The sequence below is a fragment of the Caenibacillus caldisaponilyticus genome (genome assembly GCF_002003465.1).
In the GTDB taxonomy this organism is placed as follows: domain Bacteria; phylum Bacillota; class Bacilli; order Bacillales; family Sporolactobacillaceae; genus Caenibacillus; species Caenibacillus caldisaponilyticus.
In genome coordinates this window covers 1-11,888 of record NZ_BDDQ01000051.1, presented here as the reverse complement: position 1 = coordinate 11,888, position 11,888 = coordinate 1, and the positions used below count along the sequence as shown (strand labels likewise).

Here is an 11,888-nt window from a genome sequence, read left to right as displayed (position 1 = left end):
CCCCGCGTTTTTACAGATGGCAGCGGGTCCGACTGGCCTCATCCTCTCAGGCCGACAAGCGCCACTCCCGAACGCGGCCGTAAAAACACGCTTTCTCTTCAAGCTTTGCCACCCCTCTGTTTTTATCGGAGCCGGGCACGCCATCGACGCACCGCCGCTCTTTCCTTTACTGCGATCGGCTCCCCCATCCCGTTCCATCGCGCGCGAGCGGTCGCGTTCATGTTTCCTTCCGGGCGCTCATATTCTTTAAAAAAGCGACATTCTCGTCTTTAACGCGCTGGAGTGGAAAGGGCCTTATCCGGTTGCCGTCAAAACTGCAAAAGGAAGGGATAGCGGTGAATTACACAACGCCCGGCCCTCTGAATGACGTCTTTCGCACTCATGGAACCGAAGAGGTGAAGAAAATTTGGAAAAAATGGTATCGCGCCGATCCGGTCCATGCCGTCAAGCAGCTCAATGAACCGGATCTCGTGTTTCCGGTGCTCTATACATTGAAATCCGATTTGCATAAAGATGATCAACATCTGTCGTTGAAAAATCGCCTCGCCCTCTACCACATCGAATCCATCATCCACGGCGAGCCGTTTCATTTTCCGATGAATGCCGATTTCTTTGAACAACACCACCACGGCATTCATTGTTTGCGATGGATCGTTTCAACCGGAGCAACGGAGAAGATTGACGAACACTACACCGCTGTCGTCGACGGCGCCTGTCTTCATCTGTTGCACCATTTTAACGAAGATTGTCTTGGTGAGATCGTCGACATCATCTTCCACCGCCACCGGGCGGGAGAAGAACGCCATTACCTCTTGTCCGCCTTTTACGATGCCAACGAGCCGCAAAGCTTGCTCTATGTCGCCCGTTATTTATATTCCAATGCGCCGGAAGACGTCGTTTTGGCCAAAAAAATTTTGGGCTTTATTCCCGGCGTGAAGGAAGCGCGAGACGGACGGGAAAGCGCCGAAACCGTCGCTCATTGGCTGGAGTCGAATCTCCCCTATCTGATCCACACCGGCGAAAACAATGACAGTTTTCCACATCCGATCCCTTATGCCGTCCATGCGCCGGCGAAATACCTAGGCGTCCCCATCGACCGCAGAACCGGAACGCCCTATCGGGGCATGACGCCCGTCGAACGGGAGAGATGGGAACAATTCATCCGCCTTCCCCACGCTTTGCAAGTCCGCTTGGCGGCGCATTCGGAACGATTGCGGCGCTGGCAGCGGCAGAGATGGCGGGAGTGGATGCGCCAGCCGCTACAAGAGCAAATCAGGCTCAGCCTGCCGGAGGAGGGACGGCCATGATACTCATTAACGGCCAACCGCTGGCGCCGGAAGCGTTGACGACGCTCGGCGGCCAATCCGCATCCGCTCGAGAGATTCTGAACGCCATGGCGACGAATCGGGACGTCTTCGCCTTTTCCCACATCAATATCCTTCAATTTGACATCCGCCTGCGCGCCGCGCTCGTTCAGGCCGCTCACGACATGAACAACAGCCAAGTGCGCTTCGCCACGTTCTACTATTCAAAATGCAACGAAAAATACTGGAACCTTACCGAAGAAGGCGGATTCCGGCTGGGCCAAGATGCCTCGCCGAGCGCCGCCATCAACGACATCTTTCATAACGGCCAACTCTATGCGTTTGAATGCGCCACCGCGATGGTCATCTTGTTGTTCAAAGCCGTCATGACCGCCATCGGTTCCGCTCGTTTTGATGCGGTTTACAGAAACATCTATCTTTGGGATTGGCACGAAGATGAACGCCTGCCCCTCGTCATCGAGACCGTCGCGGATCACGGCATTCCCGGCGATATTCGTTATTTTAAAAACCCTCAAGTGAACCCGCGCACCCCGCAATGGCAGGGCGAGAACGCCGTCGAATTGCCAAACGGCTATTATTATGGGCACGGCGTCGGCATCAAGAAAGCCGACGGCGTCATCGACGCTTTAAACAAAAACCGGCGCGCCGGCGCTACGGTTTCCGCTTATCTCATGAACCGGGCGACGCGCCTGGACACCACCCGGCTCGCTATGATCACCGGTTTCCCCGGTGCAAGCCGAAGCATTGACCGTTCCTGGCTGAACACGTCCGTCGGATACGGCCAACGTCCGTTCTACGGTTAGCCCGACGGCCATCCATGCCGTTTTATATGTCGACCTTTCTTGTAGATGGCCGACGTTGCGTTTTTCCCCGCCCCGCTCAGTCGCCGAACGCGCGGGCGGCGAGCATGGTGAGGACGCTGTCGTCCGTGGGCGGATTGAAAAGACCGGCCACGACATCCCGGTAATAACGTTCAAACGGAAGCGCTTTATACAAGCTTTGCCCGCCCACGATGCGCATGGCACGGGCGACGACGCGATGGACGGCTTCGAGGACGATCGTTTTCGCCGCCGCCAGCTCCGGTCCCATTTCGGAACGGCGGTCTTCCGCTTCGTCCCACCATCGCGCGACGCTGTAAAGGGTGTGGCGCGCTTTGATCAACTCCAGTTCGATTTCCCCGACGTAATCGCGCACGCGGGGGACGTCTTTGATCGGATGGCCCAAGCTGTTTGGCTGATAGCTTTCGGCAAAGCGGATGACGTCGTGCCGCGCCGAAAGCGCGATGCCGAGATAACAGGCCGGGATATGCAACAACCAAGCGGGCGGAAGTTCACTCCCCTTTCCGAACGTTTCGACCTTGGCGTCCGCGGGAAGGTGAACCTCTTCCAAAACCAGATCGTCGCTTCTTGTTGCTCTCATAGCCAGCGTATCCCACGTCTTATCAAACGAGAGGCCGGGCGCCCGGCGATCGACGAGAAAACCAGCCACTTCGTCCGTGTTCGCGATGGTGGCCGAGACGATAAAGCGGTCGGCGATGGGCGAGAGCGTTGTAAACGTCTTGCGGCCGTTCAACACCCATTCATCTCCGCTTCGCCGCGCCGTCGTCACGGGCTTGCCGCCGCGGGTCGGGCTGCCGGTCGCCGGTTCGGTCATCGCCCGGTTAATCAGCTCGCCCTTTTGGACGACGGCTTCACAAACTTTTTTAAAAATCGCCTCCGGCCATTCGCGGCGGACGGAAAGATCCATCAGAATGCCGAGATGCCAGCCGACGCCGAACGCCGTCGCCGGATCGCCTTGTGCCAGCGTTTCCTGAATGAGCACGAGCTCGGTGAGCGTCAATGCCTCGCCGCCGTACTCCTTGGGCACGGAAAGAGCGGTATACCCGGACTCTTTTAACCACTCATAGTGTTGAAAGGGAAAATCCCCCGTTTGGTCATATTGCGCCGCTTGTTTTTTCATGCGGTTGGCCAGCCCGTCGGCTAATGCGAAAAGCCGCTCTTCCCGCTCGTTGCGGATAAACGGATGGTTCATCGTTCATTTCTCCCCCCGGACGCTCTCGTTCTTCTCCCGCGACGGATCAGCGCGTCGACAAAACCGGATCTTCCGTCCTGACGTATTCGTTGCGCGGATGCTCCCGGCACGCCTTGGAACAAGAACGTTGATATTTTCTTTCGCACGCTTCGCACGAGATGTACTGGCGATGGCACTCGGGATTGGCGCAGTTGACGAGACGATCCTCCGGTTTGCCGCAATGGTAGCAGCGTCCGACGACGACGTCTTCCTCCGTCCGGTTGACCCGCACGCGGATGCGGTTGTCGAACACGTAACATTTGCCGTCGAAAAGGCGGCCGCGGACTTCAGGGTCTTTGCCGTACCGAATGATGCCGCCGTGCAATTGATTGACGTCTTTAAACCCTTTCTTGATTAAATAGGCGGTGAACTTCTCGCAACGGATGCCGCCGGTGCAATAGGTGAGAATTTTTTTGTCCTTTTTGTCGGCCAAATGCTTGTCGACCCATTCGGGCAGCTCCCTGAACGAACGGATATCGGGCAAAATCGCGCCGCGGAAATGGCCGATTTGCGTTTCGTAATCATTGCGCGCATCGATGACGATGACGTCGTCCTCCTGCAACGCTTCATAGAATTCCTTCGGTTCGAGGTAACGGCCGGTCACTTCATTCGGGTTGACATCTTCCTCGAGTTTCAGAGCGACGATTTCTTTGCGGTGGCGGACGGAAAGCTTTTTAAAAGCATGGCCGTCGGCTTCGTCGATCTTAAACTCGATGTCGTGGAAGCGCGGATCCTCCCGCAGCGCTTTCATATAACGGTCGGTTTGCTCCACCGTGCCGGAGATGGTTCCGTTCAGCCCTTCCGATGAAATCAAAATCCGCCCTTTCACGCCCAGTTCCTGACAAAAGGCGCGGTGCTCCTTCGTAAACGTCTCGGGATCGTCGATGGTGACGTATTTATAATAAAGGAGTATGCGATAATCTTGAGCCATTTTATCCCTCCTAGCGCTTGCCGCTAATCGCTATTAATCTTAACAGATTTTCCGCAGCGATTCTATCCGCGAAAGGCAGCCATAGAAAATAAAGCGCCAAGTCCGTCGCTTGGCGCTTAAACCGTTCGGCAAGCCCCATACGGGCGGCCAACGTACATGACGGTGATACCGGTATAATCGTGTGATCCCCCGGATTTCGGACCGCCATGCAGGTCAGGCGAAGCCGTTCAACAAAATTGATCAAAAATCTCATGAAGCCGGCGGACGATGGCCTCGACGTCTTCGTCTTCGATTTCTTCCCGTGGGATGAAATGGACGACCTCTTTGTCTTTCAAAAGGGCCATGGACGGTGAAGACGGTTCATAGTCGCCGAAATACTCGCGCATGCGCGCGGTCGCTTCCCGATCTTGACCAGCAAAGACCGTCACCAGATGATCCGGCTTTTTCTCGTGATCAAGCGCTTGGACCGCCGCGGGGCGCGCCAACCCCGCCGCGCAGCCGCAGACGGAATTTACGAAAACGAGCGTCGTCCCTTCCGCCGTTTCCATATAGCGATCCACTTCTTCCGGCGTTCGCAATTCCTTAAAACCCGCGTTCGTCAACTCTTCCCGCATCGGTCTGACGATCTCGCGCATGTATTCTTCGTAGGTCGTAGACATAGCAATAACCTCCTTGTTTTCAAGATAGCATAGGCGACGATGAAAAACCAAATCGGAGCAGCGGTTTTGGGATTCAATCTTTTCTCCGCTCTAAGCTCGATTTGCTCCGCATGCCGGACCGCCCCCAACCCGCTTGATCCCAGGCAAACCGATTGGAGAACGGCGTCGGCGGCCCGTTTCGGCAAACAAGGCCGCGCGTTCGGCGCCAGGTCATCGCGTCTCAAACCGTTCGGGTTGGCCAAATGTGCGTATTTTCATTAAAATGTGGATAGAGCCAAAAGAATCGTTCATGAGACTCGGTCAAATTGAGAGGGACAGTGGATCGAGGTGGCAGATGAAAAGAAAATGGTTGTCTGATCTTGGATTATTGTTTGTCACGTTTATCTGGGGATCGACATTTATCGTCGTTCAAAACGCGGTCAACCTCATGCCGCCATTCGCATTCAACGCCTGGCGTTTTCTCGCCGCCGCCGTCGTGCTTGGGGCCGCGGCCGGCTTCATCGCCATCAAAAATCCGAAGGCATTCAATACCCAACTCATCCGGCACGGCTTGGCACTCGGCGTCCTCCTCTTCGTCGGTTACGGCACGCAGACGCTCGCCCTGCTGTACACCACCAGTTCAAAAACGGCCTTCATCACGGGCTTGTCGGTCGTGCTCGTTCCCGTTCTCGCCTGGGCGCTCCTGAAAAACCGGCCCGAAAAAACCGCTTGGTTCGGCGCGGTGATCGCGACGCTCGGCCTCTACTTCCTTTCGGATTTGGATGGCTTCGCCATCCAGCGGGGCGACGCTTTGGCCTTGATGTGCGCCTTCGCCTTCGGGCTTCACATCGTCTTGACGGCCAAAGTCACCCGCGACCACTCGAGTTTATTGCTCACCGCCGTCCAGCTGATCACGGTTTCGCTGCTCAATTTTTTGTGCGGCGCCCTCTTTGACGGCGTGCGGACCACGTTTTCCTGGCAGCCGTTTGAAAAGGGACAAGTCTTGTTCGCCTGTCTCTTTACGGCATTGTTTGCGACCGCGCTCGCCTATTCCTTGCAAACGAGCCTGCAGCGCTTTACGCCGCCGGCGCACGTCGCGATCATCTTCCTTATGGAGCCGGTGTTTGCGGCGGCCACCGCGCGAGTCACGGCCGGAGAAACATTGAGCTTATCCGGCAAAATCGGAGCCGTTCTCATTCTCGGCGGCATGCTTCTCTCCGAGTGGCCGGCCAAAAAAACGCCGTCTTCTCTCCCCGCCACCGGAAATAAAGCGGCAGCCGGCCGAAACGGAAACGGCTGACAGCGGGGCTTAATCCTCTTTCAAGCCCCTTCTGTCCCGTGATCGTCCTTCGCGGGCGGCGGATCGCGATCACGAGTGAAAAGTTTTATCGCGCAAAGTCTCCCGGGTTGGATGCGTTCGGGCGCACCATCAAACCGTCTTACCGCCAGCCATCCGCATCTCCCAATTCATGTCATGAGGCATGGTGGACGTTTCCCAACCTTTTGGAGAAAAGGATGGGCGCGCGCACGCACCGATCGCCGTCATACTCCAGCTCGATCAGCGCCACTTCTTCGATGTAGGCATGGAGCGTTTGAAAATGTTCCGCACAATATTCGAAAGTGCCGCGAAATTGCTCCTCCGTCAAATGGCTGGCGATCGTGCAGTGCAGGATCCATTTTCCCGGCAGATACAAGGATGAAGGGTTATCGTTGTACCGTTTAAACCGCTCGTGATAACGGTGGTGCCAATCCAATAACGCCTTCGTTGGCGTCGGAGAAAGAAAAACCGTTTTCGATTGCAAAAAAGTCCCCAATGCGCCAAACATCACGGGCATGCGGTCTGTTGCATTGAAAAATTCGTCCATCTGCCTTATAAACGATGCTTTTTTGAGGTTCTGATAAGCGGCGAGGGTGATATGTGGCCTTCTGTCCTCGACCGTTTTTGAATAATGCGATAAATTCCTATCATAAAGTTCATCCCAGAGGCGTTGAATTTGCTTTTCGGTTCTTTCATCAAACAAAGCGATGACGCCGTACATACCGCATCCCCTCGGATGGCATGTCTGTGTTTTATTTCAAAAATACCAAAAAAAACGCCGCCCGCGGAACGGGCCGGCGCGTATTATCGATTCAATTCGCGATACCGTTGGCTCAATGTCATAAAAGCCACCATATCCCTTTTATCCAAGCTCTCATCGATTTTCTTGCGCAAATAATCCATTTCGGCGTTTACCATGATAGCGTCGACCACCATCTGCGCGTAAATCGGATCGATCGGGACGAGCTTCTCTTCAAAGACCAAGGATTGATTCGGCATAGATTCACGGGAACGTTCTGATTTCATGAGCTATTCCCCCTTGCCTTTATTTATATTGTATAACTGAATTGTCTTAATTTCAATCGTTTTCGATTAGTCATTTTTACCAAAATCTTGACATTCAATTGGTGCGCACCGCCCGGCGGAAGCAAAAAACCCGATCCTTCGTCGCCGAGAGCGACGGGATCGGGTTTTTTTGGCCCATAACAGTCATAAGCATGTTCCGTTTTCCATTCCACGCGCACCAATTAAGGGGGCTTTTCGAAGAAATCTAGGCGGCATCGCGCCCTGCGGATAAACCTATTTTCGGTTCCACGCCTTCTCGCGACGCGTGCGGCGACGTTCATCGGCCTTTCCGCGAACGGCGTGCGACCTGCGCCCCGCCGACCGCCGTTTCGGGATGTTTTGCTTCACCTGCAGCGGCTTTTCTTCCGTCAGGCGGATCGGACGAATATCGGGTTCATGTGTGATCATTTTTAAAGCCGCACTGACCAATTGCACCGGATCATGGCGGTGCAGCAAATCCTCGGCGAGCTGATGATAATGGGCTTCGACCGGCCCGTTCGCCTTCGCGACCAACGCTTCGACCGCCCGTTGCCGTCGCGCTTCCGAGGCTTCTTCCCGAGTCGGGATCGCCATGCGGGCAATTTTGCGTTTGATGGCTTTTTCGATGGTATAGAGATGCGGTCGTTCCGGAGGGGTCACAAACGTGACGGCCTCTCCCCTTTTGCCGGCGCGCCCCGTCCGGCCGATCCGGTGCACATAGCTTTCGGGATCTTGGGGAAGATCAAAATTGTAGACGTGGGTGACGTCCTCGATGTCCAATCCGCGCGCGGCGACGTCGGTCGCGACCAGAATTTTGACGCGATGGTTCTTAAAATCATCCATGACTTGATCCCGACGATTTTGCGTCAAATCGCCGTGCAACCCTTTGGCCGGATAGCCGAGCTTGCGCAGCGCGGTGGCGAGTTCGTCGACGCGGCGCTTGGTGCGGCCGAACACGATCGCCCGCTCCGGCTGCTGAATATCAAGAAGGCGCGTAAAGACGTCCAATTTTTGCCATTCCTTAAGTTCGATAAAATGTTGATCGATCTTGTCGACGGTCAGGGTTTTCGCTTTGATTTTCACTTCCGCGGGGGCGGTCATAAACCGTTCGGCGAGCTTGCGAATCGCATCGGGCATCGTTGCGGAAAACAAGAGCGTTTGCCGGCTTTTGGGAACCCGGCTTAATATGGTTTTTATGTCGTCGATGAACCCCATGTTTAACATTTCGTCGGCTTCATCCAAAACGACGATGCGAACGGCGTCGAGATGGAGCCCGCCCCGCTCAAGGTGGTCGAGCAGCCGCCCCGGGGTCGCCGTGATGATGTGCGGACGCCGTTTGAACGATCGGATTTGTTTGTCGATCGATTCGCCGCCGTACACCGCCACGGCCCGTATGCCTTTAAATTTGCCGATGCCATTGAGTTCGGCCGAAACCTGCACCGCTAGCTCGCGCGTCGGCGTGATCACCAGGCCTTGTGGCCATTGATTGGCGTTGGGATCGACTTTTTCGACCATCGGGATGCCGAATGCCGCCGTTTTTCCCGTTCCGGTCTGGGCTTGGCCGATCACGTCCCGGCCATCCAACACGTATGGAATGGCCTCCCTTTGTATCGGTGTCGGCTCCGTAAACCCCATGGCGCGCACCGCTTCCAGCAAGTCGTTCGTGAGTCCCAATTGCTTAAAATCCATATGTTATCTTGTTGTCTCCTTTATATACACTTATGTTCTGACGTTTTAGATGACTAAAAGCATTTCCCGCAAGCGCAACGGAAAACGTCGTCAAACGCAAACATACTGTAACAATAACAAATGCTGAAAAAAATAGCAAACATTTAATGTTGAAGGCTAAACCCGCTGTTTCCGAAAGGCGCCTCGCTCCATCTTTCAGGCAAGCCCGTTCTCGCGAAACGCCGGGCAAAGGGGGGACGCGCTCCCCGTCCGCCGGGAAAAGCGCGGCGGCGATTGGTTGTGGACCGGAAAGGAAAGCATTATAATGGAAAACTGACGCGAAACATTATATAGTTGTCGTTGTATTCTATAGGCATTAGCCAATCTACAGTTCACGCGACAAATTCTACAGGATAAGAAGTGAGGCTAGAACATGCACAACGAAACGCAACAGCCGACCGCCATTTTACTCTTCGGTGCGACCGGTGATCTTGCGCATCGAAAACTATATCCAGCCCTATATGAAATATATAAAAAAAACCAAGCCCCGTTTGCGGTCATCGGCATGGCCCGCAGGCCGTGGGATCATGACCGTTATCGAGAATACGTCCACTCCGCGCTTGCGGAAAACGGCAAAGAAGACCGCAACGATTTTCTCAACCGCTTTTACTACTATTCCTTGGATGTCAATAACACCGAGGCTTACCGCGGCTTAAAGGATTTGGCCGAACGCCTCGATCGCGAATACGGGCTCGGCGGCAATCGCCTGTTCTACTTGGCGCTTGCTCCCGAATTTTTTGGAACGGTGACGCTCAATCTGCAGGCTTCTGGACTGACGGAAACCGCTGGATTCAAACGGTTGATCATCGAAAAACCGTTCGGCCGCGATCTGAAATCGGCCGAAGCGCTGAACGCCACCATTCAATCGGTCTTTGGGGAAAATGAAATTTACCGCATCGACCATTACCTGGGCAAAGAAATGGTGCAAAACATCCAGGTGATCCGGTTCGCCAATCCCATTTTCGAATCGATTTGGAACAACCGTTACATCTCCAATGTCCAGATCACTGCGAGCGAAACGCTCGGAGTCGGGGAACGCGCCGGTTACTACGACCGCACGGGCGCGCTGCTTGACATGGTGCAAAACCATCTCCTGCAAATGACCGCCCTGACGGCGATGGAGCCGCCGAGCCGGCTCGAAACCGAAGACATCCGGGATGAAAAGGTCAAGGTGTTGCGCTCCATCCGGCCGGTGACCGTCGAATCTGCCCGGCGGGACATCGTCAAGGGCCAATACACGAAAGGCGTGCTGCCAAGCGGTGAAAGCGTGCCCGGCTATCGCGAGGAAGAAAACGTCCCGGAGAATTCCGAAACCGAAACGTTTGTTGCGGCCAAATTGTTCATCGACAATTTCCGCTGGGCCGGCGTGCCCTTTTACATTCGCACCGGCAAGCGCATGGCCGTGAAGTCGACGCAAATCGTCATTCAATTTAAGGATGTGCCGTTAAATCCTTACACTTCAACCTTTTTTGCCCAAGAGCCGAATTTGCTCGTCATTCACGTCCAACCCGACGAGGGCTTGTCGCTGAAATTGAATGCCAAAGCGTTCACCCACAAATGGGACAGCAAGCCGATCACCTTGGAATATTGCAATAACTGTTCGGACGTCCTCGGCGGACCCGACGCCTACGAACGGCTGCTCGGCGACTGCTTGCGCGGCGACTCGACCAACTTCACGCGCTGGGATGAAGTCGCCCTGTCTTGGCAATTCGTCGAAGGCATCATGACGGCTTGGAAGGAAACGAACACTCCCGTCCGGTTTTATCCGGCGGGATCCATGGGACCGGCCGAAAGCGATGCCCTGCTGGCCAGAGACGGCTTCCACTGGTGGCCTTTGACGAGAATCAACAAACATTGATCCGAATGGAGGCGAGCGCAATGATCGTTCATGACGTCACACTGCCTATTTATACCGGCATGCCGGTCTACAAAAACAAACCCGAAAAACAGCCTGCCTTTGAGACGGTCACGAACGGCCACGTGACCGAAACGCGCATTTCTCTCGACGCGCACACCGGCACGCACATCGATGCGCCCTTGCACATGGACCCGAACGGGGCGACGATCGAAACGATTCCCATCGAAGATTTGGTCACCCCCGTTCGGCTCTTTGACCTCATCGCGGTCGAAGACGGCATCGACGCGCAAGATTTGGAACCGCTCGGCATCCAAGCGGGCGAGTTCGTCCTTTTTAAAACGAAAAACTCATTTGACGAAGCGTTTAATTACAATTTCATTTATTTGAAGGAATCCGCCGCCCGCTATCTCGCATCAATCGGAATTAAAGGCGTCGGCATCGACGGCCTCGGCGTCGAACGGAGCCAGCCGGAACACCCGACGCATCGCCTCCTGTTCGACCGCGGCATCATCGTCATCGAAGGCTTGAAATTGGATCAAGTCGCCCCCGGCCGCTACCTCATGGTCGCCGCTCCTCTTAAGGTGAGGGGCATCGACGCCGCGCCGGCAAGAATCCTGCTGTTGGAAGAATCGTGAAAAAGGGGCCGGGACATAACTAGCCCAAAATAACGTAAAAAAGGTTCCGATTATCGCTTTTTGATGGTCGGAACCTTTTTCAGGTGTTATTTTCCCTTATATTTAGGTGGATTAACTTTTCATGGCGGTGATCTTTCTCAAGTTCACCGCCATGAATGCAAATCCCAATTCATTTTTCACCTTTTCTTTGCCTCTCACTGACAAACGAGTGAAACGCAAATTAGCCTTCAGAAATCCAAAAACTGGTTCCACATCAATTTTACGTTTGCCGTAGATTTCACCAGTTTCTTTTTCCGAAAGCTTCTGCCTAATGAATTCTTTATGTTCTTCCCATTTTTGGT

At 54.6% G+C, this 11,888-nt stretch carries 12 protein-coding genes; 5 read left to right on the top strand and 7 right to left on the bottom strand.

Annotated elements, in window-relative coordinates:
* The first annotated feature begins 335 nt into the window (after nucleotides 1-335).
* Both CCB157_RS17680 and CCB157_RS13270 read left to right on the top strand, forming a co-directional pair.
* Nucleotides 336-1,307: a hypothetical protein gene (locus tag CCB157_RS17680; protein ID WP_158077319.1), complete on the top strand. Its 972-nt coding sequence runs from the start codon at nucleotides 336-338 to the stop codon at nucleotides 1,305-1,307.
* Nucleotides 1,304-2,128, top strand: coding sequence for a protein-glutamine gamma-glutamyltransferase (locus CCB157_RS13270; protein ID WP_158077318.1), 825 nt, complete (start codon nucleotides 1,304-1,306; stop codon nucleotides 2,126-2,128). Before CCB157_RS17680 ends, CCB157_RS13270 begins: the two co-directional genes overlap by 4 nt.
* 76 nt (nucleotides 2,129-2,204) lie before the next feature.
* Here the strand turns inward: CCB157_RS13270 and CCB157_RS13265 are convergent, their stop codons facing one another.
* From CCB157_RS13265 to CCB157_RS13255, 3 genes are all read right to left on the bottom strand, one after another.
* Nucleotides 2,205-3,356 carry an acyl-CoA dehydrogenase family protein gene (locus CCB157_RS13265; RefSeq protein ID WP_077616364.1) on the bottom strand — a complete coding sequence of 384 codons (1,152 nt, stop codon included), beginning with the start codon at nucleotides 3,354-3,356 and terminating at the stop codon, nucleotides 2,205-2,207.
* 46 nt (nucleotides 3,357-3,402) lie between these two features.
* Nucleotides 3,403-4,326, bottom strand: a complete 924-nt coding sequence (gene trhO, locus CCB157_RS13260) for an oxygen-dependent tRNA uridine(34) hydroxylase TrhO (RefSeq protein ID WP_077616363.1) — start codon at nucleotides 4,324-4,326, stop codon at nucleotides 3,403-3,405.
* Between the two features lie 227 nt (nucleotides 4,327-4,553).
* Nucleotides 4,554-4,985, bottom strand: a complete 432-nt coding sequence (locus tag CCB157_RS13255) for a BrxA/BrxB family bacilliredoxin (protein ID WP_077616362.1) — start codon at nucleotides 4,983-4,985, stop codon at nucleotides 4,554-4,556.
* Nucleotides 4,986-5,319: 334 nt separating this feature from the next.
* Between CCB157_RS13255 and CCB157_RS13245 the strand changes: the two genes are divergently transcribed.
* Nucleotides 5,320-6,264: a DMT family transporter gene (locus CCB157_RS13245; protein WP_077616360.1), complete on the top strand. Its 945-nt coding sequence runs from the start codon at nucleotides 5,320-5,322 to the stop codon at nucleotides 6,262-6,264.
* A 172-nt stretch (nucleotides 6,265-6,436) separates the two neighbouring features.
* Here the strand turns inward: CCB157_RS13245 and CCB157_RS13240 are convergent, their stop codons facing one another.
* The 3 genes from CCB157_RS13240 to cshA form a co-directional block, all read right to left on the bottom strand.
* Nucleotides 6,437-7,003, bottom strand: coding sequence for a 2'-5' RNA ligase family protein (locus CCB157_RS13240; RefSeq protein ID WP_077616359.1), 567 nt, complete (start codon nucleotides 7,001-7,003; stop codon nucleotides 6,437-6,439).
* Between the two features lie 83 nt (nucleotides 7,004-7,086).
* Nucleotides 7,087-7,308, bottom strand: a complete 222-nt coding sequence (locus CCB157_RS13235; protein ID WP_077616358.1) for an IDEAL domain-containing protein — start codon at nucleotides 7,306-7,308, stop codon at nucleotides 7,087-7,089.
* Nucleotides 7,309-7,581: 273 nt separating this feature from the next.
* Complete coding sequence (gene cshA / locus CCB157_RS13225; RefSeq protein ID WP_077616356.1) at nucleotides 7,582-9,015, bottom strand: degradosome RNA helicase CshA; 1,434 nt, start codon at nucleotides 9,013-9,015, stop codon at nucleotides 7,582-7,584.
* 412 nt (nucleotides 9,016-9,427) lie between these two features.
* On the opposite strand from cshA, the gene zwf reads away from it, so the two are divergent.
* Nucleotides 9,428-10,912 (top strand): glucose-6-phosphate dehydrogenase, encoded by a 1,485-nt coding sequence (gene zwf / locus CCB157_RS13220; RefSeq protein WP_077616355.1) that lies wholly within the window; start codon nucleotides 9,428-9,430, stop codon nucleotides 10,910-10,912.
* Between the two features lie 20 nt (nucleotides 10,913-10,932).
* On the top strand, nucleotides 10,933-11,547 hold the full coding sequence (locus CCB157_RS13215; RefSeq protein ID WP_077616354.1) for a cyclase family protein: 615 nt from the start codon (nucleotides 10,933-10,935) through the stop codon (nucleotides 11,545-11,547).
* 111 nt (nucleotides 11,548-11,658) lie between these two features.
* Here CCB157_RS13215 and CCB157_RS13210 read toward each other — a convergent pair.
* Nucleotides 11,659-11,888, bottom strand: a 230-nt coding sequence (locus tag CCB157_RS13210) for a transposase (RefSeq protein ID WP_143287051.1), incomplete at its 5' end; no start/stop codon positions are given.

Bases quoted from the DNA above. Each gene is read 5' to 3' on its own strand.
- CCB157_RS13270 (WP_158077318.1), top strand. From the start codon at position 1,304: ATGATACTCATTAACGGCCAACCGCTGGCGCCGGAAGCGTTGACGACG.
- CCB157_RS13265 (WP_077616364.1), bottom strand. From the start codon at position 3,356: ATGAACCATCCGTTTATCCGCAACGAGCGGGAAGAGCGGCTTTTCGCA.
- trhO (WP_077616363.1), bottom strand. From the start codon at position 4,326: ATGGCTCAAGATTATCGCATACTCCTTTATTATAAATACGTCACCATC.
- CCB157_RS13255 (WP_077616362.1), bottom strand. From the start codon at position 4,985: ATGTCTACGACCTACGAAGAATACATGCGCGAGATCGTCAGACCGATG.
- CCB157_RS13245 (WP_077616360.1), top strand. From the start codon at position 5,320: ATGAAAAGAAAATGGTTGTCTGATCTTGGATTATTGTTTGTCACGTTT.
- CCB157_RS13240 (WP_077616359.1), bottom strand. From the start codon at position 7,003: ATGTACGGCGTCATCGCTTTGTTTGATGAAAGAACCGAAAAGCAAATT.
- CCB157_RS13235 (WP_077616358.1), bottom strand. From the start codon at position 7,308: ATGAAATCAGAACGTTCCCGTGAATCTATGCCGAATCAATCCTTGGTC.
- cshA (WP_077616356.1), bottom strand. From the start codon at position 9,015: ATGGATTTTAAGCAATTGGGACTCACGAACGACTTGCTGGAAGCGGTG.
- zwf (WP_077616355.1), top strand. From the start codon at position 9,428: ATGCACAACGAAACGCAACAGCCGACCGCCATTTTACTCTTCGGTGCG.
- CCB157_RS13215 (WP_077616354.1), top strand. From the start codon at position 10,933: ATGATCGTTCATGACGTCACACTGCCTATTTATACCGGCATGCCGGTC.